General features: G+C 34.7%; 23 protein-coding genes. 3 read left to right on the top strand and 20 right to left on the bottom strand.

Annotated elements, in window-relative coordinates:
* Positions 1-122: 122 nt before the first annotated feature.
* The 5 genes from C240_RS05065 to C240_RS05045 all read right to left on the bottom strand — a co-directional run bounded on the left by C240_RS05065 (position 123) and on the right by C240_RS05045 (position 6,421).
* Positions 123-2,582, bottom strand: coding sequence for a cation-translocating P-type ATPase (locus C240_RS05065; protein ID WP_271491857.1), 2,460 nt, complete (start codon positions 2,580-2,582; stop codon positions 123-125).
* A 477-nt stretch (positions 2,583-3,059) separates the two neighbouring features.
* A complete protein-coding gene (gene nadE / locus C240_RS05060) occupies positions 3,060-3,887 on the bottom strand; it encodes an ammonia-dependent NAD(+) synthetase (protein WP_271491855.1) in 828 nt (275 codons plus the stop codon).
* 17 nt (positions 3,888-3,904) lie between these two features.
* Positions 3,905-5,377 carry a nicotinate phosphoribosyltransferase gene (locus C240_RS05055; protein WP_271491853.1) on the bottom strand — a complete coding sequence of 491 codons (1,473 nt, stop codon included), beginning with the start codon at positions 5,375-5,377 and terminating at the stop codon, positions 3,905-3,907.
* A gap of 86 nt (positions 5,378-5,463) precedes the next feature.
* Complete coding sequence (locus tag C240_RS05050; protein ID WP_271491851.1) at positions 5,464-5,874, bottom strand: GtrA family protein; 411 nt, start codon at positions 5,872-5,874, stop codon at positions 5,464-5,466.
* Positions 5,875-6,070: 196 nt separating this feature from the next.
* Positions 6,071-6,421, bottom strand: coding sequence for a DUF1827 family protein (locus tag C240_RS05045; protein ID WP_271491849.1), 351 nt, complete (start codon positions 6,419-6,421; stop codon positions 6,071-6,073).
* 173 nt (positions 6,422-6,594) lie between these two features.
* Here C240_RS05045 and C240_RS05040 point away from each other — a divergent pair, with 173 nt between their 5' ends.
* Complete coding sequence (locus tag C240_RS05040; protein ID WP_271491847.1) at positions 6,595-7,356, top strand: MerR family transcriptional regulator; 762 nt, start codon at positions 6,595-6,597, stop codon at positions 7,354-7,356.
* Positions 7,357-7,412: 56 nt separating this feature from the next.
* On the opposite strand, the gene ccpA is transcribed toward C240_RS05040, so the two are convergent.
* Complete coding sequence (ccpA, locus tag C240_RS05035; protein ID WP_271491845.1) at positions 7,413-8,414, bottom strand: catabolite control protein A; 1,002 nt, start codon at positions 8,412-8,414, stop codon at positions 7,413-7,415.
* A 215-nt stretch (positions 8,415-8,629) separates the two neighbouring features.
* On the opposite strand from ccpA, the gene C240_RS05030 reads away from it, so the two are divergent.
* A complete protein-coding gene (locus C240_RS05030) occupies positions 8,630-9,730 on the top strand; it encodes an aminopeptidase P family protein (RefSeq protein WP_271491843.1) in 1,101 nt (366 codons plus the stop codon).
* A 59-nt stretch (positions 9,731-9,789) separates the two neighbouring features.
* Here the strand turns inward: C240_RS05030 and C240_RS05025 are convergent, their stop codons facing one another.
* From C240_RS05025 to hprK, 6 genes are all read right to left on the bottom strand, one after another.
* Entirely contained in the window at positions 9,790-10,380 is a 591-nt protein-coding gene (locus C240_RS05025) for a YtxH domain-containing protein (RefSeq protein WP_271491841.1), read from the bottom strand.
* A 23-nt stretch (positions 10,381-10,403) separates the two neighbouring features.
* Positions 10,404-10,847, bottom strand: a complete 444-nt coding sequence (locus tag C240_RS05020; RefSeq protein WP_271491840.1) for a DUF948 domain-containing protein — start codon at positions 10,845-10,847, stop codon at positions 10,404-10,406.
* Between the two features lie 202 nt (positions 10,848-11,049).
* Positions 11,050-11,934: a UTP--glucose-1-phosphate uridylyltransferase GalU gene (gene galU / locus C240_RS05015; protein ID WP_271491838.1), complete on the bottom strand. Its 885-nt coding sequence runs from the start codon at positions 11,932-11,934 to the stop codon at positions 11,050-11,052.
* A 21-nt stretch (positions 11,935-11,955) separates the two neighbouring features.
* Positions 11,956-12,972, bottom strand: a complete 1,017-nt coding sequence (locus tag C240_RS05010; RefSeq protein ID WP_271491836.1) for an NAD(P)H-dependent glycerol-3-phosphate dehydrogenase — start codon at positions 12,970-12,972, stop codon at positions 11,956-11,958.
* A 206-nt stretch (positions 12,973-13,178) separates the two neighbouring features.
* Entirely contained in the window at positions 13,179-14,009 is an 831-nt protein-coding gene (gene lgt, locus C240_RS05005; protein ID WP_271491834.1) for a prolipoprotein diacylglyceryl transferase, read from the bottom strand.
* 12 nt (positions 14,010-14,021) lie between these two features.
* Positions 14,022-14,957: an HPr(Ser) kinase/phosphatase gene (gene hprK / locus C240_RS05000; RefSeq protein ID WP_271491832.1), complete on the bottom strand. Its 936-nt coding sequence runs from the start codon at positions 14,955-14,957 to the stop codon at positions 14,022-14,024.
* 226 nt (positions 14,958-15,183) lie between these two features.
* On the opposite strand from hprK, the gene C240_RS04995 reads away from it, so the two are divergent.
* Entirely contained in the window at positions 15,184-16,155 is a 972-nt protein-coding gene (locus C240_RS04995; RefSeq protein WP_271491831.1) for a GIY-YIG nuclease family protein, read from the top strand.
* Positions 16,156-16,226: 71 nt separating this feature from the next.
* Here C240_RS04995 and C240_RS04990 read toward each other — a convergent pair whose 3' ends face one another.
* The 8 genes from C240_RS04990 to C240_RS04955 all read right to left on the bottom strand — a co-directional run bounded on the left by C240_RS04990 (position 16,227) and on the right by C240_RS04955 (position 24,573).
* A complete protein-coding gene (locus C240_RS04990; RefSeq protein WP_271491829.1) occupies positions 16,227-16,586 on the bottom strand; it encodes a phage holin family protein in 360 nt (119 codons plus the stop codon).
* Positions 16,586-16,906, bottom strand: a complete 321-nt coding sequence (locus C240_RS04985) for a PspC domain-containing protein (RefSeq protein ID WP_271491827.1) — start codon at positions 16,904-16,906, stop codon at positions 16,586-16,588. The genes C240_RS04990 and C240_RS04985 overlap by 1 nt, the downstream gene beginning before the upstream one ends.
* Positions 16,907-17,049: 143 nt before the next feature.
* Entirely contained in the window at positions 17,050-18,648 is a 1,599-nt protein-coding gene (gene liaX / locus C240_RS04980) for a daptomycin-sensing surface protein LiaX (protein ID WP_271491825.1), read from the bottom strand.
* Between the two features lie 327 nt (positions 18,649-18,975).
* On the bottom strand, positions 18,976-20,274 hold the full coding sequence (locus C240_RS04975; RefSeq protein ID WP_271491823.1) for a pyrimidine-nucleoside phosphorylase: 1,299 nt from the start codon (positions 20,272-20,274) through the stop codon (positions 18,976-18,978).
* 20 nt (positions 20,275-20,294) lie between these two features.
* The gene (gene deoB, locus C240_RS04970; RefSeq protein WP_271491821.1) at positions 20,295-21,476 is read right to left on the bottom strand and encodes a phosphopentomutase; all 1,182 of its coding nucleotides are present in this window, start codon (positions 21,474-21,476) and stop codon (positions 20,295-20,297) included.
* A 30-nt stretch (positions 21,477-21,506) separates the two neighbouring features.
* Positions 21,507-22,688 carry a NupC/NupG family nucleoside CNT transporter gene (locus C240_RS04965; protein WP_271491819.1) on the bottom strand — a complete coding sequence of 394 codons (1,182 nt, stop codon included), beginning with the start codon at positions 22,686-22,688 and terminating at the stop codon, positions 21,507-21,509.
* 103 nt (positions 22,689-22,791) lie between these two features.
* Positions 22,792-23,460, bottom strand: a complete 669-nt coding sequence (gene deoC / locus C240_RS04960) for a deoxyribose-phosphate aldolase (RefSeq protein ID WP_271491817.1) — start codon at positions 23,458-23,460, stop codon at positions 22,792-22,794.
* A gap of 174 nt (positions 23,461-23,634) precedes the next feature.
* Entirely contained in the window at positions 23,635-24,573 is a 939-nt protein-coding gene (locus tag C240_RS04955) for a sugar-binding transcriptional regulator (RefSeq protein WP_271491815.1), read from the bottom strand.
* Between the last annotated feature and the right edge of the window lie 67 nt (positions 24,574-24,640).

The raw sequence follows: 24,640 nt of genomic DNA, 5'->3' as shown, positions 1-24,640 counted from the left end.
ATTTTCGTGAATCCCTTCTTATTGCTGTAAAACACAACGAGAACCGAGTTGATGTTGCACAGTACCTACCCGGTTCTCGGAGCTAAACGCTTTTGTCTCAGCCTCTAAGTCCCTTGAAATAATTAAATCACACGTTTTCTCTTTTTAGTCTTTCTTTTCTCTTGTCTCTTTTCAATTTCATAAACAGCTCTTGTCATAAACAATGACATATAGTTAAAGATCGAACGACTACCAAGAATTAATGGTAAGTAGAATAAAACATTTCTTGTAAACAACGACGTCAACATAAAGAAATCGCCAAAGAATAAGAAACAAACAAGAAAGGCCGCTAATAATAAGCCGATCATAACTTTTTTCTTTAAATCTAATGGTCGAGCAACTCGTAACAATACTTGGAAACCAACACAACCAGTAAGTAATACGCTCATTGTTGATACATCCTGATGCGTTAAATCAAACCAAGCACCTGCCAATTGTAAGACAAGTATGTTAAACACGACCGTCAATGCTCCCGGAACAGAAATCCTCAAAATATTCGTTAGAAAATGTCCTTTAATCCGCTGATAATTTGGCTCCAACGCTAAAATAAACGAAGGTATACCAACCGTTAATGTATTGATTGGAGTCAATTGCAATGGTGCAAAAGGATAAGGTAAAAATAGAAAAATAAAGGTTACAGCTAAAATCGCTGAATAAATTGTTTTTACCATATACATAGAAGCCACTCGCTCAATATTATTAATCACGCGACGACCTTCATTTAAAACTTGAATCATTGAACTAAAATCCGAATTTAATAAAACAACATCGGACACAGCACGCGCAGCATCACTTCCGCTTGCCATCGCTACACTAACATCTGCTTCTCGTAAAGATAAAATATCGTTAACGCCGTCCCCCGTCATACAAGTTGTATGACCATTTTCTTTTAGCGCCTGAATCAATTCTCTCTTTTGATAGGGAGTTACGCGACCAAAAACCGTCGTCTTTTCAACTAAATCATTAAAATTATCTGTATCTTTAATCTTGCTCATATCAACAAAATTTTCAGCACCTTCAATACCAGCCTGTTTTGCAATCTGAGAAACAGTGATTGGATTATCACCGGAAATAACTTTTAATGTGACATCTTGCTTTACAAAGTATGAAAAAGTATCGATAGCATTCTCACGAATCGTATCTGCAATAATAAAAATCCCAACCGTCTCTTTCGCTTGAGGTAAACCAGAACTTGTTAGTTCGTCATTAAAATGAACTAAAATCAGCACACGATCACCTTGTTCATTGTAAGGTGCTAATTTCTCTTTTAAATCTTCTGGAACATCTGAATAAATGAACTCTGGAGCTCCCATAACAAATGATCCTTTTTCTTCAAATGAAACCCCACTCCATTTTCGTTCAGAAGAAAATGGAACAGCATCTTTTACTTTCCAAGTTGCCTGCTGCAATGGAAATTGACTTCGTAATACTTTAGCTGTTGCATTTTGATCTGATAACCCAATCATCATCTCTCCTACTGCATGTTCAATCTCACTAGCAGGAAAACCAGCTTGGGGAATTAATTCTTTAAACGTCAAAGTTCCGTCTGTAATCGTCCCTGTTTTATCCAAACAAATTGTATCAACACGAGCCAATGTTTCAATACATGATAAACGTTGAATTAGGGTTTGTTTTCTAGCTAAGTTCGCAGCTCCTACGGCGAAAGCCACACTAGTTAAAAGCATTAAACCTTCAGGAATCATACTAATCAATGCACCTGAGACGCCTAAAACGGTTTTTGGAAACGACTGTGTTGATTGATATTGCGACCAAAATAAAAGTAGTCCGATCGGTACAATGGCAAAAGTCAAACCTTTAATCAATAAATTTAGCGAATTCATTAATTCTGATGTTGATTTTTTCTCTGTTTTAGCTTCTTTAGATAGTTTTGAAACAAAATTATCTTCACCGACTGCAGTAATTTGTACATAGCCTAATCCAGAAGTAATAAAACTACCACTCATAATCTTATCGCCATTTTGCTTAGTGATTTTATCAGATTCTCCAGTTAATAAAGATTCATCAACTTCTAAACTCTCCGAATGAATCACTATTCCATCAGAAGGAACCTGATTACCCAATGCTAAGACTAAAACATCATCCAATACTATCTCGTCTTGTAAAACAGTAACTAAGCGGTTTTCTCTCAACACAGTTACTTCTGTTTTATTTACAAGAGAAAGCTTATCAATCGTTTTTTTAGCGTGAATTTCTTGAATAACCCCAATTGCTGTATTAACAATAATAATCCAGAAAAATAAAGCATTCTTAGGATAACCCACTAAGAAAACAGATACCGCTAAAAATAAGTTAATAAAATTAAATAACGTTAATGAATTGTCTAAAATAATTTGTTTTGTTGTTCGTGATAAATCTTCAGTCTCTTTATTAACTTTTCCTTCCGCATAGCGTTGCTGTACTTCTTGATCTGATAAACCTTTTATATTATCTGGAATACGTAAATCGCTAGTTTGAGATTTCTTTTCAACCGGAGAGAAAACCTCATTATCAATATCTCTTTTTTTCCTAAACAACTTTTTCATATTTTCATTCTCTTTCTTTTCATAATAGATAATCTAATTGTAGAATATTTTAACATTCTTTTCTCATAAGTATAACAATTTTACACTTTTTTTAATGATTTGAAAAAAAAAGGGGAATAAATTTTTGAATTGGATGGTTATATAAAAAATAAAGGCTTATACAAGCCTTTATGATAACTTTTTTAGGTAAAATAGTTTTGTTTGCTTAATACTTAGATGAACTAAGCATAATGAAATCATGTGTTATTTTAGTCTCACTCAATAAAGAGTGAGACTGTGAAAAACGAGCATTTTAAGCAATAATTGCTTAAAAAAACTTTTTTTCACACAAAACTTTTGTAATGATTAAAGAAAAATGAGAGAAAGACCGTAAAAACAACTTTTTTCTCTATAAATTTGGTGCGAATTCCCTAGTGTTTCTATGTGCAATAGGGATTCGCACCTAATAATTTCACACTATTTTGTCTTAAGTATAATTCACTTCCAAAAATCGTCAAAAATCGTAATCGGCATATGACGTTTATGCTGTGTTTTTTTATACCAATTTTCAATTGTTTCTTTCGCTTTATCTGAAACAAGTTTACCTTCAACATAATCATCAATATCATCATATGTCACACCAAGCGCTACTTCATCCGCAACTAAAGGTTTGTCATCTTCTAAATCAGCTGTCGGAACCTTAAGATAAAGTTCAGCAGGCGCACCTAATTCTTTTAATAAGGCTTTTCCTTGTCGTTTATTTAAACGAAATAGAGGTAAAATATCCGCTCCGCCATCACCATATTTCGTATAAAAACCAGTAATATTTTCAGCTGCGTGATCGGTCCCAATAACAGCACCAGCGTGTTCACCAGCAATTGCATATTGAACAATCATTCGTTGACGAGCTTTCATATTTCCTTTATTAAAATCACTAATTGAAACAGTCGCTTCTGCAAGTGAATCGGTACATGCATCAATTGCCGGTTTAATATTTACTCGTAAAGAAACATCTGGTTGAATGAAGTCTAGAGCTTTTTTTGCATCCGCTTCATCAGCCTGTTCACCATAAGGCAAACGGACGGCAACAAATTGATATGCTTCGTTTTTTGTTTCTTGGCGCATTTCTTCCATTGTCAATTGTGCCAAACGTCCTGCTAAACTTGAATCTTGACCACCGCTAATTCCTAATACAAACGTTTTTAAAAATGGATATTTATATAAGTATTCTTTCAAAAAATTGATACTGTTTCGAATTTCTTCTTGTGGATCAATTTCTGGTTTCACACCTAATTCTTTAATAATTGATTGTTGTAACGTCTCCATTAAAAATCCCTCCAAGTTTATTTATCTTCTGTTAGGGCCTTTACATCTACTCGAACTTTTTCTAGTAACCGCATTTTATGATTCCAACATTCTGTAGATAAATCAACAGGATACTTTTGCGGGTTCAAATCACGTTTGTATTCTTCCCAGAGTGAATCAAGATTTTCTTTTGCATAATGTTTAATTTCTTCCAATGTCGGCATTTCATAAACCCGTTTACCTTCAATAAAAATATCTTGTAAAACAGCTCTGGCTTCAAAATTTCGAACAGTTTTATTGATAAAGGTATGCACTGGATGGAACATATAAATCTCTTCTTGTTCACGAGGATCTTCATCCCATAATGTAACATAATCTCCTTCAGATTTTTTATCTGATTTGCGTGTAATGCGCCATACTTGCTTTTTCCCTGGAGTAGTCACTTTTTCTGCATTACTTGAAAGCTTAATAGTATCTTTCATCACGCCATTTTCATCTTCTATAGAAACTAATTTAAAGACTGCACCTAAAGCAGGCTGGTCATAAGCCGTGATTAATTTCGTGCCTACTCCCCAAACATCAATCTTCGCTTTTTGCATTTTTAAACTTAAAATTGTATTTTCATCTAAATCATTTGAGGCATAGATTTTTGCTTCAGGATATCCAGCTTCATCCAGCTGTTCACGTACTCGTTTAGAGATATAGGCCATATCACCACTGTCCAAGCGTACGCCCAAGAAATTAATCTTATTTCCCATTTCCTTAGCCACTCGAATCGCGCTAGGAACTCCTGATTTCAGCGTATCATAAGTATCTACTAAGAAAACACAATCTTGATGAGTTTCGGCATAGGCTTTAAAAGAGTCATAATCATTACCATATGATTGAACTAAAGAATGTGCATGCGTTCCGCTAACTGGGATACCAAAAATTTTTCCGGCACGGACATTACTAGTTGCATCTGCGCCTCCAATAAATGCTGCACGCGTTCCCCAGACAGCTGCATCTAATTCTTGAGCGCGGCGAGTACCAAATTCCATCAAGGGATCTTCTCCAATAACTGATTTAATTCGTGCTGCTTTTGTTGCAATTAGCGTTTGAAAATTAACCATATTTAACAAAGCTGTCTCGATCAACTGACATTGTGCCAAAGGACCTTCCACCTGTATTAATGGTTCATTATTAAAAACTAAATCTCCTTCTAATGCCGAGCGTACTGTACATTTAAATTCAAAATTCTTTAAATATGCCAAGAATTCTTCAGGGTAGTTCTCAACTTCTCTAAGATAAGCAATATCACTTTCTGTAAAAGTTAAGTTCTCTAAATAATCAACTAAACGTTCTAAACCAGCAAAAATAGCATATCCGTGTTTAAACGGCATCTCACGAAAATAACATTCAAAAACAGAATGAAGATCCGCCCGTCCTAACTGCCAGTATGTCTGCATCATATTGATTTGATATAAATCGGTATGTAATGTTAAACTGTCATCACTGTAAACTCTGTTCATGTCCTTAAGCCACCCTTTACTATTTATAAATTCGCTACTTCAATGTAACTAAACTCTAAATCTTTTAACAGATCAATCCTATTTCTCTACGAAACTTTTTTCTTAAAAATAAGAAACTTACTAAAGAAATAATTCAGTACAATAACAGCCACCTGCGTCACCATTTTTGCCCAAAAATCTGAGATATGCATCATTTCAATCATCAACATCATCAAACCCATATCAACGACAAAAGAAAGCACACGATACCAATAAAATAAAAACATTTCCACCATAAAAGAACGGAAATCCTCATGTTTACTAGAAAAAACAAAGTACTTATTTGTAAAGAATGCGAATAGGACCGACAAAAACCAGCCAATCGCATTGCTTATTTTATAATCAATTCCCAGAACGTCCTTACACACAAAGAAAATTACAATATTGACGATTGTCGTAGCGACTCCGAAAATCAGATAAGAAATTACTTCCTTATATTTATGAAATAGTTCTTTCAACTTTCACTCTTCCTTTCATTGCATACCCTCATTTTATCAAAGAACGAAGAGAAAGCCTACTATTTTTATGGTTTTTACTATTAATAAAGCTCTCTCTTATCATAAAACTATTATTTTTTGTTTCAAAAAATTCTATATAAGGAAAAGAAGAGAACACATCTAATCATTGATGCTAGATTTCCCTTCTGCTTTTAGATTATTCAATTGTTTTTTGGATTAAAATAATATCTTTTCTAGGTGCACTAAATGAATAACCTTTTTGAAGCATCTCATTCTTAATACCAACGTGTACTTCCACTTCTTCTCTTGCTGTGTTTAAAAGTCGCTTAATCACGTAATCTACTTCTTGTTTCGTAATTTTCTTTTTAGTGTTAATCATGATTATATCAATTTTATCGTACGCATCGGCGTATACAATTTGAGTGCGATCTAATGCGTATAATTTAAAAAATTTAATCGCTTTAGCCCCAAAAATAAATCTTGTAATATTTGGATAAAAATATTCTAAATCTAAATTTTTCTTAATTGGTGTCTCAATCAGCTTCATCTACACAACAACCCCTTTTATTTTTAACTTTATTTAAAAATTTTACTCTTTCCTAAAGCATTTGTAAATCCTAGATTCTCATTTAAACATAATATTCAAATATGTTATTCTAATAAAAGGCTTGACCTTGACGTTAAGTAAAGGTTTATACTCAAGATACAGGAGGGGAAAAGATGGAATATACAATCAAAAAAGTTGCTGAATTATCTGGAATTAGTACACGTACTTTACGCTACTATGATGAAATTAATTTATTAAAACCCGCGCGGATAAACTCTTCTGGCTATCGTATTTATGGTACAAAGGAAATCGATCGACTGCAGCAGATCCTTTTTTACCGTTCATTAGATATGAAATTAGAAGAAATTCTAAAATTATTGGAAACACCTAACTATGATCCTAAAGAGGCCTTACAAAATCACTACCAGCAACTATTAGAAAAAAGAAACCAAATCGATCATCTAATCCTGACTGTCGAAAAAACATTACGTTACCAAAAAGGAGAAATAACTATGACGGATAAAGAAAAATTTGCAGGTTTTAAACAATCAAAATTAGAAGAAAATGAAAAAAAATACGGCAAAGAAATTCGTGAAAAATATGGTGAAAAAACCATAGAAGATTCTAATCAGAAATGGCTTAATCTTAGTGAAGAAGATTTTACTAAGATGGAAAATACTGAAAAAGAAATGCTTGCAGCATTGAAATTAGTGATAGTGAGTCAGGATTTCAAATCAGATGAGGCAAAAACGGTTTTCTTAAAACATAAAGAATGGTTAAACTACACGTCACTTGACTACTCAACTGAACTACATGCAAACCTAGGTCTAATGTATGCCGCAGATGAACGTTTTGCTGCTTACTACAATGAGCGAGCCGGTGAAAATGCAGCTGAAACGCTGAATCAAATTATTCAACACTTTACTAACATCTAAATCAAATCATTTTGAACAAAAAAGCAGAGCGGATTGTGTCCACTCTGCTTTTTACTTTATTTAGTTGAACCCTTTTCGTCGATACCATATGGTAAAACAACTGTTTTATCTTCGATTTCTTCTTTATTCATTAATTTTGTTAGTAAACGCATTGCTACCGCACCGATATCATATAAAGGTTGAGTAACACTTGAAAGACGAGGACGAGAAACTTCTGTTAATAATGAATTATTACTTGTAATGATTTCAAATTCTTCTGGTACTTTCACACCAGCATCAATCATTCCATCCAATAAGCCAATAGCTAACTCATCATCAGTAACATAAGCAGCTGTTGCCCCACTATTACGCACACGTTCAGCTAAACTTATACCATCTTTAAATTTATATTCAGATTCAAAAATTAAGCCTTCGTTATAAGTTAATCCATTATCCGCTAAAGCAGTTTTGTAGCCTTTAATACGGTTTTGTCCATTAATAGGATCAATTAATGCGCCGCTGACAAAAGCAATTTTTTTGTTGCCATTTTTAGCTAAGATACTCGTCGCATCTTTTGTAGCCTCAGCGTAATCAATATTAACACTGCCAACTTGTTCATCTGGATCAATTGATCCTGCTAAAACAACCGGTGTTTTCGAACGAGAAAACTCACCGCGAATTTCATCTGTAATATGATGACCCATAAAAATAATGCCATCAACTTGTTTAGCTAAAAGATTATTTAACACATTCACTTCTTTTTGGTCATTACCATCTGAATTAGCTAGAATAATATTGTATTTGTACATAGTAGCAACATCATCAATACCGCGAGCTAATGAAGCAAAAAAGATATTACTAACGTCAGGAATGATAACTCCTACAGTTGTTGTCTTTTTACTTGCTAACCCACGAGCTACAGCATTTGGACGATAATCTAAGCGGTCAATTACTTCTAAAACTTTTTTTCGAGTTGCTGGTTTTACGTTGGGGTTACCGTTTACTACACGAGAGACAGTCGCCATCGATACATTCGCTTCACGAGCAACATCATAAATTGTAATTGTTTGTTTTTCCATGTTTATTCTCCTAAATATCTATATTTATTTCTATTTTCTGAAAACGCTGTTTACATTTCTAAATAAGAATATCAGACTTTTTTTGTTTTTGCAACCGTTTTAATCCTATTTTCATGAAAATTTACTATTAATTTCAAAAAGCGCTTTAAGTTATTTCGTGGTATGATAAAGGTAAGTTTTTCAAGCAATTAGATAGAGAAGAAAGAAGGATATTTATGAATCAAGAAAAAATCAATGAACTAAAAAAATGGATGGCTAGTGAAAATATCGATCTTACTTATATTAGTGATCCAGGGCATATTGCTTATTTTTCAGGTTATAAAAGTGATCCTCATGAACGAGTACTGGCTTTATTTATTTCATTAAACCATGATCCTTTTTTATTTACTCCAGCGTTAGAAGTTGAAGATGCAGAAAAAAGCTCTTGGATTTATCCAGTTTATGGGTATCTTGACAGCGAGAACCCTTGGGAAAAAATTGCCCAATTAATTAAACAAAATGGCTTACCCAATAAAATTGCTACTGAAAAAGATGCTTTATCTGTAGCACGTTTTGATATTTTAAATCATTACTTCCCAGCTTGTGATTTTTCACCGAATGTCACACCAAAAATCGAAAAGCTTCAACTACTTAAAACACCAGATGAAATTAGTAAGTTAATGGATGCTGGCAGCTGGGCTGATGTCGCTTTAGAAATTGGTTTTAAAGCTATCAAAGAAGGCGCAAAAGAACAAGAAATCCTCGCTGAAATTGAGTACCAATTAAAACGGCAAGGAATTTCTCAAATGAGTTTTGATACGCTTGTTTTAACTGGAAAAAATGCTGCTAGCCCACATGGCAATCCTGGCAGTACAGCTGTCGCAAAACACGATCTAGTTCTATTTGATTTAGGGGTAGTTTATAACGGTTATTGTAGCGATGTTACTCGAACTGTAGCTTACAAGCAGCCAAGCGATTTCCAAAATGAGATTTACTCAATTGTTTTAGAAGCACAACTAAAAGCAATGGATGCTGTGAAACCAGGTATTACTGCTGGAGAACTGGATGAGATTGCTCGAGGTGTTATTAGCGGCTATGGTTATGGCGAATATTTTAACCATCGTTTAGGACATGGTATTGGGACAACCGTCCATGAATTTCCATCTTTAGTAACGGGAAACGATTTAGTTATTGAAGAAGGTATGTGTTTTTCTATTGAGCCTGGTATCTACATTCCAGAAAAAGTCGGAGTTAGGATTGAGGATTGTTTACACGTAACGAAAAATGGTTGTGAAGCTTTTACAAAAACACCAAAAGAATTAACGATTATCGATTAATAAAAAAGCATGATTCCATACTTTTGATAGCTATGGAATCATGCTTTTTTAGTTTTTGTTTATTTACCTTTTACATCGTCAACTGTATCTTTAACAGCTTTTTTTGTATCTTCTTTTGCTTCTTTCGCTTTTTCAGGTACATCTTTTGTTGCTTCTTTTGCTTCAGCCACACCTTCAGAGACAGTGTCTTTCGCTTTTTTTGCTGATTCTTTGACATCAATGAAAATGTCATCTGATGCGTCTTCAGCAATGTTACCTAATTCATCTACTTGATCATTAACATCTTTAGCAGATTTTTTAAAACGTTCTGATAAATCACCTGTTTGTTTTTTGAAAGATTCTAAAACTGTATCAGAAACATCTTGAGCTTTATCTAAAGAATCTTTTGTTTTGTCTTTTACATTATCAGCTAAATCGCCTGCTTGTTCACCTAGCGCACTAGCTTTATCTTTTGCGATTGAAGATAACTCAGAACTTTTTTGCATTGCATAGTCTGTATAGTCCCCTGCTTTATCTTTGAAATCATCTGCTTGATTCGCTAAATCTTCACGTAATTCTTTACCAGATTTTGGTGCAAATAAAAGTGCTGCTACTGCTGCTGCAGTTCCCCCAATAATTGCTCCTAAGAAAAATCCGCCTTTTTTTGCCATAGTTATTCCCTCACTATCTTTTTTTATTTTGTAGATTCATTTGTTTTTGGTGTTTTCTTTGTTCTAAATGCGCGAAATGCTGCTCCACCGACTTTACTCACAACACCTGCTTTGGCTGTTGTTTTACCCATAGAGCCAACTTTTCCAATTAAGTTTTTACTAGAATAGTTCAACTCAGAAACACTTTCACTTAAATCTGCTACCGCTTCGAATAAAGGATCGATTGTAGCTACTTTTTTATTCACATCATCCAGCAATTCGTTACTTTTCACTAAAAGTCCCTCAACTTGCCTAGATAAAATATCGACATCTTGCGTTACAACCTCAATTGTTTTATTTGCTTCATCAACTGTGGTCATAACTTTTTCTACAGTTTTACCAATCTTGATTAAGACTAAGATTAAAAATACTACTAATACAGCAAATGCTACGGCTGCAATAATCGCTGCAACTCCTCCACCTGTCATACGCTTACTCCTCCCATCAATTATTTCATGTTCTTAGAATAACACCAACTAGTGTTTTTCACAAATTATTCAGTTAATTTTTGTTATCTTAATTTTAACATATTATAAAAAAGAAGACAGAACAATTCTAGCGTTTACTCATACAAAATCAAAAACGTGCCAAAACCGATTTCAGCTCAGCTTTGACACGACTTGTTTTATTTTATTCTTCTTCCTCAGCAAGTTGAGCACCTAGCTCAATAATATACTCGCGTAGATTATCTTTAACCTCTGGATGAATCAGACCATATTCAATACTAGTTTTCATAAAGCCAAACTTATCTCCAACATCATAACGTTTGCCTTTAAATTCTCTAGCAAATACGCGTTGCGTTTTATTTAACGTGTCTATCGCATCTGTTAATTGAATCTCTCCACCAGCACCTGGCTCTTGTGATTCTAGCACATGAAAAATTTCAGGTGTTAACAAGTAACGACCTATAATTGCCAAATCACTTGGCGCTTCTTCTGGTTTTGGTTTTTCAACAAAATTATTTACATTGTATAATCCGTCAGATACTTCTGCTTCTGGATTAATAATTCCATATTTTGATGTTTCTTCATGCGGTACTTTCATCACCGCAATCGTTGATGCATGCGTATCATCATAATCATTCATCAATTGTTTTGATAGTGGAATTTCGTCTTCCATAATATCATCACCTAGCATAACAACGAATGGTTCATTACCAACAAAAGCTTTTGCTTGTAAAACTGCATGCCCTAAGCCTTTTGGGTGAGATTGACGGATAAAATGAAGATTGACATCTGTCGTTTCTTCAACTAATTTTAATAGATCCGTTTTATTTTTTTCACGAAGATTACTTTCTAATTCAAAGTTTGCGTCAAAATGGTCTTCGATTGGACGTTTTGCTTTTCCTGTAACAATTAAAATATCTTCGATACCAGAAGCTAAAGCTTCTTCTACAATAAATTGAATTGTTGGTTTATCAACGATTGGCAGCATTTCTTTGGCCATCGCTTTAGTCGCTGGTAAAAATCTTGTACCTAACCCAGCTGCTGGAATTACCGCTTTTTTTACTTTCATGCCTTTTGGCCTCCTAATTTATTAGATAGAAAATTCATTTTCTGTTTTACCGTCACGTAACATAATTTCTTTTGCCGCTTGTTTTACATCTTGACCTTCGTATAATACTTTATAAATTGCTTCAGTAATTGGCATATCCACGTTTAATTGTTGGGAAAGCTCATACGCAGCTTTGGTTGTAGATACCCCTTCAACTATCATGCCCATATTTTCAAGGACTTCATCCAAACTATGCCCTTTTCCAAGTAAATTGCCTGCGCGCCAATTACGAGAGTGAACACTAGTACAAGTAACAATCAGATCGCCAACTCCGCTCAGACCAATAAAAGTTAAGGGATTTGCGCCCATCGCGACACCTAAACGGCTAATTTCAGCAAGCCCGCGAGTCATAATTGCAGCTTTTGCATCATCACCAAACCCTAGTCCATGAATTGCGCCTGCTCCTAAAGCAATAATATTTTTCAAAGCAGCACCAGTTTCTACGCCTATAACATCATCATTTGTATAAATTCTAAAATAATCATTCATAAACAACGACTGAACATAAGTTGCATCAGCTAAATCTTCGCTAGCGGCTGTGATAGTAGTAATATCATGAACAGCTACTTCTTCCGCGTGACTTGGTCCAGACAAAACAACGACACCTTTTCTTTTTTCCTGAGGAATTTCTTCCATCAGTACTTCAGATATGCGTTTGTGACTGCCTTGCTCTAAGCCTTTGCTTGCGTGAATGATTAATGGTTGATTTTTACATTTTTCAGTAAATTCTTGCGCGACTGTTCGGATTGCCTTTGTTGGAACAACAAATAAAACTGCATCAACATCCGCAATACATTCTTCTAAAGATTCATTAGCTTTAATTGATTCTGGAATGACTAAATCTGGAAGATAATGTCGATTCGTATGATACGTATTGATTTCATCAATTTGTGCTTTATTATTTCCCCAGATCCGAACGTCATGACCATTCTCTGCTAACACTTGGGCCAATGCCGTTCCCCATGAACCGGGACCTAAAACAGCAACTTTTTGTTTCATTGGTGAAAATCTCCTTTCAAAATAAGAAAAGCTGAGCAATTTGGTTAGCTTAAAATTACTTTTACTAGTAGCCAACTCAGTTTGCTCAGTTTGTTTTAGAGTAAGACCATTATTAAGCTGTTCTTTTAAAGCAATCATGTTTGCTAGTAAAATTCCCCTACATGCTCAACTTCTATTTTACCATAGCTTAACTGGAATAGGCAGTTCTAAATGGTCTTTTTTAATGTTCCTTTGTCCCGATCATAGAATTTTAAATTTCCTTTTTTCCTACGAATAACTAGTAGAATAATCGCTCCAAAAAATAGTACTAATGAAAATATTTGTGACACCCGAATACTACCAAAAGCATACAAACTGTCCGTCCGCATTCCTTCAATGAAGAATCTGCCGAATGAGTACCAAATAACGTAACTCAATGCGACTTCACCTTCTTTTAAGAAATTCTTTTTCCGTCTTAATAAGATCAAGACAATAAATCCTACGACGTTCCAGACAGATTCATATAAAAAGGTAGGCTGATGATAGGTTCCATCAATATTCATGTTATCAATAATAAATTTAGGTAAGTGCAAACTTTCTAAAAATGAACGTGTTGTTGCTGGGCCATATGCTTCATGATTCATGAAATTTCCCCAACGACCAATGGCTTGAGCTATAATTACACTCGGTGCTGCTATATCAAGAAAAGTCCAAGTGGAAATAAAACGATGTCTTGTAAAGAAGAATAATGCCAAGCCACCACCGATTAGACCACCATAAATTGCCAACCCGCCATTTCTTGTCAAAATGATTTCTATGGGATTATCTACATAATCTTGCCATTGAAAAATTACATAATACAAACGTGCGCCAATGATCGCACTGGGCAGTCCCCACAGCATAAAATCAACAACGTCATCTGACTTTAGTCCTACTCGAACAGCTTCTCTACTACTTAACCAAACGGCTAGCACGATTCCAGAGACGATAATAATCGCATACCAGTACACTGCAATACCAAAAAGGTTAAATGCAACTGGATTTACTTGTCCTAACATTTGGTTCCCTCCCTAATTTCCAGAATTTTCCTCGATTAAACGTGTTAAGCGATCTTCAAAAGATTTTGTTGCATCATAACCCATTGTTTTCGCACGAAAATTCATTGCTGCTACTTCAATAATGATTGCTACATTTCGACCAGTTTTTACTGGAATTCTAATTTGAGGCACATCTACATTGGCAATCTCGACCATCGTATCATCAGAACCTAGACGATCATATTTTTTATCTTTTTCCCATGCTTCTAGGTAAACAACTAATTGAACCTGCATAAAACCGCGAACAGCACTTGCACCGAATAAGTTCATTACATCAATAATTCCAATACCGCGGATTTCAATTAGATGTTGTAAAATTTTAGGCGGTTCACCCACGACAGTTAGTTCATCTTGTTGATAAACATCAACCCGATCATCAGCAATTAAACGGTGCCCTCTTTTAATCAATTCAAGTGCAGTTTCACTTTTACCGATGCCGCTGTCACCTTGAATCAAAACACCAAGTCCGTAAACATCAACTAAAACGCCATGGACACTTGTTCTTGTTGCTAAGCGGCTATCTAAATAGCTGGATAATTCGCCCAATAGTCTAGACGTTGAAATAGGTGAGCGTAAAACAGCCAAACCTTTTTCTTTCGCTGCTTGAACCATTTCTGCTGGTGCTTCTAATCCTCTAGAGATGATAAAAGCCGGAGTATCTTTTTCACATAACCGACGCATAACCATTAAACGTTCTTCCTGAATCATGCGTTCAGAAAACGTAATTTCTTTACTACCAAATAACTGTAAGCGATTATGCGGATAATAATTAAAATAACCTGTTAATTCTAAACCGGGACGTGAAATATCGCCAGTTGTAATTTCTCTATTTAAACTTTCCTCATCACCATAGACAACTTCTAAAGAAAGCTTTTTTACCAGTTGATGTATTTTGACAACTTCTTCCATGTTTATCGACCTTCCCTTTCTTCTACTCGTTTTATTTTATCATTTCAGCTAAGAAGTTACTAGCCATTAAACTAATTGTTATTCTTTCGTGTAAATAATCAGCCGTATATTTACATAAATCTTTCATCTCAGTTGGTCTCTTTGAGTTGGCATAACCAGCAATTAATTTGTATACTTAGGTTATGTAATGGCGTTCATAAAAAAACAGTCTATTGGATGTGTTTCCATGAAAAAAAATTTAAAAGAACAAGCAAAAAAATTACCATTATCTCCAGGCGTATATTTAATGAGAGATCTGCATGGGTCGATTATTTATGTTGGTAAAGCCAAAAAATTGCGTGAACGAGTTAGTAGTTATTTTATCAAGAATAAAAGTCATTCTCGCAAAACACTACGGTTAATCCAGCAACTTGCTGATTTTGATATAATTGAAGTCGATACCGAACTTGATGCTCTTTTACTGGAATGCCAGCTAATACAAACTTATCGTCCAATCTACAATCGTCAGATGAATGCTTTTGAAAAATATAGATATATTGAGATTGCTAGCGAAAATGGTGAAATTAAGCTGAATATCATAACAACACCCAAAAATCAAAATTGCTTTGGCCCTTTTTCTACAAATCGAAGACTAGCTGAGTTAAAACGGATTTTAGAAGAATTATACAACTTAAATCCACAAAATTACTGGCAACAAAATTTTACTTCTGAACAACAAAAACCAGTTGCGCAAAACATAATCACAACTGAATTACTGAACGCATTTAACTTTAAAGGACAACAACCGCAAAAACGTTTAGAAGAAAAAATGATCTCAGCATCTGATAATTATTCGTTTGAAAAAGCCTTAAAATTTCGCGAAGATTGGCAATTTATTACTCGCTTTTTTAAACAAAATCAAAAACTTGTTTTAGCTAGTCAAAATGATTGGCAACTACTTGTCCTCCCTTTTGGTAAGAAAATAAAATATTATTTAATTTATCAAGGGCGCGTACTAAGTAGCCGTATACTCACTAAGCAAACTTTTGCTAAATATACACCAGATGAATTAGCCAATAAAATTCTGCCCAAAGAACGACCAGAAAGAATTACGCACTTTACAAAAGAACAAGTTGATTTTATTAATATCTTATATGGCTATATTAACCAGCATAAAGAATGTCATGTATTTGATTTGACTGATTTGTTCACTAAATAAAATGAGTCATGCCGCACCCGAAAGTGTAGCATGACTCATTTCTTGAGAATAATCAGCATTGAGCTGTTTTTTTATCCTTGATATTTATTCATATTCCGTTCACTAACGATCATGTTAACTAAAGACATGACTACTGCCATCAAAATAGCTGCTCCAAAGCTAGAAAAACCAAAGTTCATTTCTCCAACAAAAGAAGAAGTCATTTTCAAAATCGCAGCATTCACAATAAAACTAAACAATCCAAATGTAAGTAGTGTAAGTGGAAGTGACAAAATCGTCAACACTGGCTTCACCAACATATTCAAAATTGAGAGAACAAATGCGGCAATGATTGCCATCCAAATACTACTCACAAAAATCATATTAGGAAAAATTACTGCGAGTGAAACAAACGTCAACGTATTAACGATCAAACGTTGAAAGTATGTCATTAAAAGTCACTCCAGTCATCATCATTCACTTTTTCAGCTTGTTTTCTTTGTTTTTGATCTTTTGCATAAGGATTTGGATTGCGGGTATTTCTGTTATATTGATTTTGATGTCCGTAGCCGGTATTATTTCGACTTCTACCTGAAGGGATTAATACAGCTAAAACAATGTATAAGATAATTGGACTGCCGATAAAGATAAAGCTAGCTACCACATAAATTACACGTACAATTGTTGGATCGATCCCTAACCATTCTGCAATCCCTGCTAAGGTTCCTGTTAATACCACATTATTAGGAGATTTCGTCAATCGTTTTCTCATTTTTTTCACCTCTCATCACATAGATTTTACAATAGAATGGATGAAGAATCATCCTTTTTTTTATTTTCCATTGAACAATAGTTAAACATTTTAACTATTGTTCAACGAGTTGACACGTGTTACTGAATCATCGTTCTACACATTTATTTATCTGTGTCTTTTAAATAAATGTTTCCTGTTGTTGTAGATGCGTTGATTTGCGCCATATCATCATCATTTACTCGTCTAAATTGTAGTAATTGATTGGTTCTTTCTTTTTTCTCACGAATCACTTCGTACTCACTCAAGCGACTGTTAATACTGCCTAGGCTTGTCTTCACAGTTCCTTCAATTCCTAGTTCACTCGGTAATGCAATTTTCACATTTCCATTTACAGAACTTGCTTCAACTTTACGTAGACCTTTTTCTTTAGTTGTAATTCGTACATCACCATTGATTAGTGATACAGCAATTGTTTGCGGAGTTGCAGCAACTGTTACTGTACCGTTTACTGTTTCAATGATATTGTCTAAAATTTCACCATCTAGTACTTTGATATCACCATTTACACCTTCAACTTCGAGCATAGTAGCATCAATTTTATTGAATGTGATTGACCCATTTGTTGATTTAGTATAAACATCTTTAGCTTTCAATGATTCTACTGTGACGTTGCCATTAAGCAATTTAATCGCAACATGGTCATACGTACGTTCCGGCAAATAGAAGATTAGATCCGCACGGACACGTTTATTAGGAATTTGGAATGAGATTACTTCATCATCCACATCGATTTGGCTTCTTTCTAAGAAAGCCTCAAGTGGTGTTTCGGCATCCATTTTACCATAAAGCTTGATTTTTCCTTCTACTTTAAGGTCTGGTTGATCCCAAGTTTTGAAAACAATATTTCCATTAGCAACTTTAACATCAATCAAACTTGCTTGAGGAGTTGGATAATTGAATTCGTGATCGAATTTCGTTGTTGCCACACCAGGAACTTTAAAGCTAACGTCTTTCCATTCCATATTATCATTCATTGTTTCAGTAAATGAATTGAATGTTTTCTTAAGGAATGAACCTAATTGAGAACCAGCTTCGCTCATTTTTTCGCCAACTTGGTTAATTGTATCTGTTGCTTGATCTTTCCAATCATCAGGAATGTCAAATTTTGAAGCAACCCGATCTTTAGTTCCAGACCATTGTTCTTTACGAATATTTTTTAGTTCCGCTTCTAATGCAATTTTTTCTTGCATTCTTTCATCTAATGAATCTTCTAATGTTTTGACCTCTTCTTCTAAAGAAGCTCTTTGGGCTAAATCTTGGTCTGTTAAAGTGTCTAATTCTTCTTTAGTGTTTAATTCCATCAATTGTTCTTGCGCTTCTTTGATTTCTTCTTTAACACCAGCGATTTCAGCATTAATTTCATCAAGTTCAACAGAAGCACGATTGGCTTCAGTTGCTAAGTCATCTAGAATTTTTTCTAAACGTTCGTGATCTTCTTGCTCTTTGGCTTTAACATCTTCGTCAGAAATCTCAGGTTCTACAACTTCTTCTTTTGGATTTTCTAACTTATTTAATAAATCTACAACTTTATCATTTTCTTTTGTGTCAGCAGTTGGGTTTGTTACATTTACTTGGTCTGCAACTTTTTTGATTTGTTTTTCATCTTTTTCAGTTGCCATGTTTTCTAATAAGACTAAAGCTTCCTCTGAAGATAGGATACCTTTTTTAACTAAGTCTAATACGCGTTCTCTTTCTTTCATGGAAATTGCCTCCTTAGCAAATTTTTCACCCGAGGGTGTTTTCCTTATGTACCTATTATGCCTTCTTTTTTATTGTTTGTCATAGGACTTAAGAATGAATTTTATCTTGTACTTCCGTACAATAATGATCTCAGCCTGACAATCACGTAAAAAATCATTGTTTGTTATCACATATCTATTGTACAATTTCTAGAATAGAACTTCAAAATCATTGTTTCTTTATATATAGGAAGAAAGAACCCGATAATCCGATGATACTCGAATCTGTCAGGTTCTTCCTTAACTATGTTGCATGCGCGTTTTTATTATCAACAATTCTCAACTATTTTATGAGATTTGCTTATAAACTAAGGTTGGTGCTTTACCGGCTGTACCGATTTTGATATTCTCTTTAATCATCGCTTCAACTTCTGAAACATCTGTTTTGTTGGCATGAATAGTTACAAGTGACTCACCAGCTTTTACAGAATCACCGATTTTTTTGTTTAATACTAAACCAACAGCTAAATCAATTTCATCTTCTTTGGTTGCACGACCTGCACCAAGTTTCATTGCTGCAACACCAATTGCATCTGCCACGATTTCAGAGACGACTCCGTCTTTATCCGCAGTCACTTCAAACGTATATTCAGCTTGTGGCAATAAATCTGGATTTTTTACCCATTCTGGATTTCCACCTTGATTCTTAACAAACACAGCAAACTTATCTAAGGCTGAACCATCTGCAATTACACCAAGTAACATTTGACGTGCTTCGTCTAGAGAATCTGTTTTACCAGCTAAAACGACCATTTGGCTACCTAACGTTAACACAAGTTCATTTAAATCTTCTGGTCCATTGCCTTTCAATGTATCAATTGCTTCTTTGATTTCTAGTGAATTCCCAATAGCTCTGCCAAGTGGTTGTGACATATCAGAAATAATCGCCATCGTTTTACGCCCCACTAGATTACCAATACGAACCATTGCTTCTGCTAATTTCTCAGCATCTTCTTCTGTTTTCATAAATGCTCCAGCACCTGTTTTAACATCTAAAACAATAGCATCTGCACCAGCAGCGATCTTCTTGCTCATGATAGAACCAGCAATTAGCGGGATTGAACTTACAGTCCCCGTCACATCACGCAATGCATAAAGCTTTTTATCAGCTGGGGTTAGATTACCAGATTGACCAATAACAGCAATTTTATCTTTGTTGACAATGTTAATAAACTCTTCATCGCTAATTTCAATATGGAAACCGTCAAATGATTCTAATTTATCTAAGGTTCCACCTGTATGACCTAAACCGCGTCCCGACATTTTAGCAAACGGAATATCCAATGCTGCAATAAGCGGAGCTAACACTAAGGTAGTTGTATCGCCCACACCACCAGTTGAATGTTTATCAACTTTGACACCTTCAATTCCAGATAAATCGATTACATCACCAGAATCAACCATAGCAAGAGTTAAGTTGGCACGCTCCTCATCTGTCATATCTTGGAAAAAAATCGCCATTAATAAAGCACTTGCTTGGTAATCAGGAATTTTCCCATCTGTATAACCATCAACAAAAAATTGGATTTCTTCTTTTGTTAATTCTAAACCATTTCGTTTCTTTTCAATTACATCAACCATTCTCATTTTTATCACCGTTCCTTTTTTTATTTTAGTTCTCCTAAAAAGCTCGTACCATATTTTGGCATTGGCAGCTCAAAATTATCTGCCACTGTCGCCCCTATATCTGAAAATGTTTCACGTAAATCTAATTCACAGCCTTGGGTAAAACGTTTGGAGTAAACGAGCAATGGAACATATTCTCTTGTATGATCTGTTCCTTTATATGTCGGATCATTTCCGTGATCGGCTGTGATTATTAACAAATCATCTTCTTGTAACTTTTCAAAAACCTCTGGCAATCGTCCGTCAAATTCTTGTAACGCCTGGCCATATCCTAAAGGATCACGTCGATGACCAAATGCAGCATCAAAATCAACTAGATTTAGAAAACTCATTCCACGGAAATCTTTATCAAGTAATTCGATAAATTTGTCCATACCATCCATATTTGAAACTGTTCGAATTGCTTCAGTAACTCCTTCACCATCAAAAATATCTGAGATCTTTCCTAAAGCAATTGAATCCAAACCATTTTCTTTCAATGTATCCATTACTGTTTTATCAAATGGTTTTAAAGCATAATCATGGCGGTTTGCAGTCCTTTTGAAGGTTTCCTTAGAGGTTCCAACAAACGGTCGAGCAATGATCCTACCTAGCATATAAGGTTCATCTCTAGTAATTTCTCTGGCATATTCGCAAATACGATACAATTCTTCTATTGGGATAATTTCTTCATTTGCTGCAATTTGCAAAACAGAATCTGCCGACGTATATACAATTAACGCACCTGTTTTCAACTGCTCTTCACCAAGCTCATCTAAAATTTCTGTCCCGCTTGCTGCTTTATTCCCAATAATTTTTCGACCAGAAAAATCTTCAATCTTTTGTAACAACTCTTCTGGAAATCCGTCAGGAAAAACTCGGAATGGTTTATCAATAAACAATCCCATAATCTCCCAATGCCCCGTCATTGTATCTTTACCTGCAGATGTCTCCTGCATTTTTGTAAAATAGCCGATTGGTTTGACTGCTTTTTCTACGCCAGCGATTTCTCTGATATTAGATAAACCTAAATTTCCCATATTCGGAAGAGCTAAACCATTCATTTCTCTTGCAATATGTCCAAGTGTATCTACATCAAAATCGTCAAATTCGTTAGCATCAGGCGCTTCACCAATACCTACTGAATCCATTACCACAACATGTATCCGTTTAAATTTTTTCATTTTCCATTCACCTCTTACTTTAGCTATCGATCAATAAAGTATGCCTACAATTGTTCCTGTCAAACAGCTGACAAGTGTTGCACCAAACAATAATTTCAATCCAAAACGAGCGACAACATTTCCTTGTTCTTCATTTAAACTCTTCACAGCACCAGAAATAATTCCCATTGATGAAAAATTTGCAAAAGAAACAAGAAAAACAGAAATAATAGCGGTCGTTCTTCCAGTTAATTCTACGGTACTTGCTTTTAAATTAGTCATAGCAACAAATTCATTCGATACCAATTTCGTCGCCATAATACTTCCAGCCTCTACCATTTCATTAGCTGATACTCCCATCAAAAAGGCAAACGGTGCAACTAAATAGCCAATAATATCTTGGAAGGAAATTCCTAAAACACTTTCGAAAATAGCGTTAATCATCGTGATAACAGCAACAAAACCAATTAACATTGCTGCAACCGTAATCGCTACGTGGAATCCATCCATAATATACTCTCCAAGCATTTCAAAGAATGATTGTTTTTTCTCGTCTTTGACTTCCAAAACATCTTCTTCTGCTGTTACATCATATGGATTAATCACAGATGTAATGATAAACCCACCAAATAAATTCAATACAAGTGCGGTTACAACATATTGCGGTTTCAATAGAAACATATATGATCCAATAATTGCCATTGAAACAGTTGACATTGCGGAAGCACATAAAGTGTATAAACGATGTTCAGGTAATAACCCCAGCTGTTTCTTTACCGAAATAAATACTTCTGATTGCCCTAAAATAGCCGATGCTACCGCATTATAGGATTCTAATTTTCCCATACCATTGACTTTACTTAATGCAAGTCCAACATATTTTACGATAAATGGCAGGATTTTAAAGTATTGCAAAATACCGATTAAAGCGGAGATAAAAATAATAGGTAATAAAACCCCAATAAAGAATGAAGTTTCATTCTTGTTAATCAAACCGCCAAAAACAAAGTCTACTCCCTCGCCAGCATATACTAACAAGTTATTAAATATTTTAGCAATCCCTTCAACCACTAAATTCCCTGCGCTTGTATTCATTAAAATAAAACCAAATAAAAACTGTAAAACCAATAAAATGACAATTGGTCTGAATTTCACCTTTTTTCGATCATTACTCGTTAACCATGCAATTCCAATAAAAAATACCAAACCTAGACAACCAATTAAATACTTCATTACTTCCTCCAACTTGAACTCGGTTACATTCATCTCTAAAGTCAATTGGGAAGGGCTTTTCAACCAACTCCCAAAAGCTTTTACTCGAACTTTCTATCTTTTGTTAATAGCCGTTTCCTTGTTCATCATTATTACCAGAAACAATAGAAACTCCTGCGCTTGCACCAATTCTTGATGCCCCCGCCTCAATCATGACCATCACATCTTCGTTTGTACGAACACCGCCAGATGCTTTCACACCAATATCTGGTCCAACTGTTTTTCTCATCAAAGCAATATCTTCTGCTGTTGCTCCACCTGTTGAAAAACCTGTTGAAGTCTTAACAAAATCTGCACCAGCTTTAACTGATAGTTCAGAAACTTTCACAATTTCCTCTTTTGTTAGTAAGCAAGTTTCAAGAATTACTTTTACTAAAACATCGCCAGACGCTTCTACGACTGCACGAATATCTGCTTCTACAGTGTCTAAATCTCCAGATTTTAAGGCGCCTACATTAATTACCATATCAACTTCTGTTGCACCATTTGCAATCGCATTTTTCGTTTCAAAAGCTTTTGTTTCAGAAGTATTCGCACCTAAAGGAAAACCAATTACTGTACATACATCAATTCCAGTACCTTTAAGCTCATTACTTGATAATTGTACCCAGTATGGATTTACACAAACTGAAGCAAATTGATATTCTTTAGCTTCCTGACAAAGTTTCACAATCATTTCTTTTGTTGTTTCAGGCTTTAAAGCCGTATGGTCGATCATTTTAGCGATATTCATCTCGACACTCCTTCGTTTTTGATAGATTTATTATACATCTGCAAAGAACAATTGTAAACACCTCTATGAAATTATGTTCAAATGTTTAGAAAAAGAAAAACGGTACACATAAATTCTCAATAAGATATTCTTTGAGCATTTATTGATTTTCCGTTCTTCTTGATCTTTGGATTACTATAATTTTAGCAATTCTTCAGCTGCACTTTGATCCACGATTAATACATTGGCATATTTACCTGCTAAGGCACCGTCAATAGCTTTAACTTTTCTTGATCCTCCAGCAACTAAAATCGCTTTCTCTTTTTTTCGTAAATCAGATAACTCAATCCCAATTGTGCGTTCATTAATTTTATCACTGCAAATTTCACCTTGACTGTCAAAAAAACGTGAACAAATATCGCCAACCGCTTGATCTTTAAGAAGCTGCTGTTCTTCTTCGCTAAAATACCCCAGACGAAATAATAGAGCTTCATCACGAACCGTTCCCACAGTAAACAAGGCAACATTAGCTTGTTTTCCTTTAGAGATAATCTTTTGAATATGGCGATCTTGTTCAACCATTCTTTTTACTTCAGCATTATCAAAAATAACTGGCAGCGGTAATTGGACAGCCACCGTTTGGAAAGCTTTTTCAAAAAGTGTTAGAGTTTCATTCGCGTAAGTATTGACATTAGAATGACTGATTCCGCCTTTTAATTGGACAATTTCCACGCCTACTCTTTCTTGTGAGTTGAGTTTTCGAGCAATTTCATACATCGTTGTCCCCCAACTAACGCCTAAAATATCCCCGTTTTTGATGGTTTCCTCTAAATATTCTGCAGCATAAGAAGTCAGATATTCAGTAATAACTTGATAGTTAGTTTCTGGAGAAAATACAACGTGTACTTCAAGCAAACCGTACTTTTCCTTAAGCTGTTGTTCAAGTTCAAATAATGCTGAAAAAGGATCAGAAATTGTAATTTGTACAAAACCTTTTTCTTTTGCATAATTCAATAATCTTGAAATAGTCGGTCGGGATACATCTAATTTTTCAGCAATTTCTTGCTGCCCTAAACCAGATTGATAATACAATCTTGCAACTTCAATACTAAGCTGTTGTTTTTGTTTATCCATATTTAATGTCCGTTCTTTTTATTTTTCTCAATTATAGCAAGAAAAAATAAGTAAAACAAACGACACT

Origin of the sequence: Enterococcus sp. 5H, from assembly GCF_028128615.1 — a bacterium.
Classification (GTDB): domain Bacteria; phylum Bacillota; class Bacilli; order Lactobacillales; family Enterococcaceae; genus Enterococcus_L.
This window is presented reverse-complemented; position numbering and strand designations above follow the sequence as displayed.

Bases quoted from the DNA above. Each gene is read 5' to 3' on its own strand.
- C240_RS05065 (WP_271491857.1), bottom strand. From the start codon at position 2,582: ATGAAAAAGTTGTTTAGGAAAAAAAGAGATATTGATAATGAGGTTTTC.
- nadE (WP_271491855.1), bottom strand. From the start codon at position 3,887: ATGGAGACGTTACAACAATCAATTATTAAAGAATTAGGTGTGAAACCA.
- C240_RS05055 (WP_271491853.1), bottom strand. From the start codon at position 5,377: ATGAACAGAGTTTACAGTGATGACAGTTTAACATTACATACCGATTTA.
- C240_RS05045 (WP_271491849.1), bottom strand. From the start codon at position 6,421: ATGAAGCTGATTGAGACACCAATTAAGAAAAATTTAGATTTAGAATAT.
- C240_RS05040 (WP_271491847.1), top strand. From the start codon at position 6,595: ATGGAATATACAATCAAAAAAGTTGCTGAATTATCTGGAATTAGTACA.
- ccpA (WP_271491845.1), bottom strand. From the start codon at position 8,414: ATGGAAAAACAAACAATTACAATTTATGATGTTGCTCGTGAAGCGAAT.
- C240_RS05030 (WP_271491843.1), top strand. From the start codon at position 8,630: ATGAATCAAGAAAAAATCAATGAACTAAAAAAATGGATGGCTAGTGAA.
- C240_RS05025 (WP_271491841.1), bottom strand. From the start codon at position 10,380: ATGGCAAAAAAAGGCGGATTTTTCTTAGGAGCAATTATTGGGGGAACT.
- C240_RS05020 (WP_271491840.1), bottom strand. From the start codon at position 10,847: ATGACAGGTGGAGGAGTTGCAGCGATTATTGCAGCCGTAGCATTTGCT.
- galU (WP_271491838.1), bottom strand. From the start codon at position 11,934: ATGAAAGTAAAAAAAGCGGTAATTCCAGCAGCTGGGTTAGGTACAAGA.
- C240_RS05010 (WP_271491836.1), bottom strand. From the start codon at position 12,972: ATGAAACAAAAAGTTGCTGTTTTAGGTCCCGGTTCATGGGGAACGGCA.
- lgt (WP_271491834.1), bottom strand. From the start codon at position 14,009: ATGTTAGGACAAGTAAATCCAGTTGCATTTAACCTTTTTGGTATTGCA.
- hprK (WP_271491832.1), bottom strand. From the start codon at position 14,957: ATGGAAGAAGTTGTCAAAATACATCAACTGGTAAAAAAGCTTTCTTTA.
- C240_RS04995 (WP_271491831.1), top strand. From the start codon at position 15,184: ATGAAAAAAAATTTAAAAGAACAAGCAAAAAAATTACCATTATCTCCA.
- C240_RS04990 (WP_271491829.1), bottom strand. From the start codon at position 16,586: ATGACATACTTTCAACGTTTGATCGTTAATACGTTGACGTTTGTTTCA.
- C240_RS04985 (WP_271491827.1), bottom strand. From the start codon at position 16,906: ATGAGAAAACGATTGACGAAATCTCCTAATAATGTGGTATTAACAGGA.
- liaX (WP_271491825.1), bottom strand. From the start codon at position 18,648: ATGAAAGAAAGAGAACGCGTATTAGACTTAGTTAAAAAAGGTATCCTA.
- C240_RS04975 (WP_271491823.1), bottom strand. From the start codon at position 20,274: ATGAGAATGGTTGATGTAATTGAAAAGAAACGAAATGGTTTAGAATTA.
- deoB (WP_271491821.1), bottom strand. From the start codon at position 21,476: ATGAAAAAATTTAAACGGATACATGTTGTGGTAATGGATTCAGTAGGT.
- C240_RS04965 (WP_271491819.1), bottom strand. From the start codon at position 22,688: ATGAAGTATTTAATTGGTTGTCTAGGTTTGGTATTTTTTATTGGAATT.
- deoC (WP_271491817.1), bottom strand. From the start codon at position 23,460: ATGAATATCGCTAAAATGATCGACCATACGGCTTTAAAGCCTGAAACA.
- C240_RS04955 (WP_271491815.1), bottom strand. From the start codon at position 24,573: ATGGATAAACAAAAACAACAGCTTAGTATTGAAGTTGCAAGATTGTAT.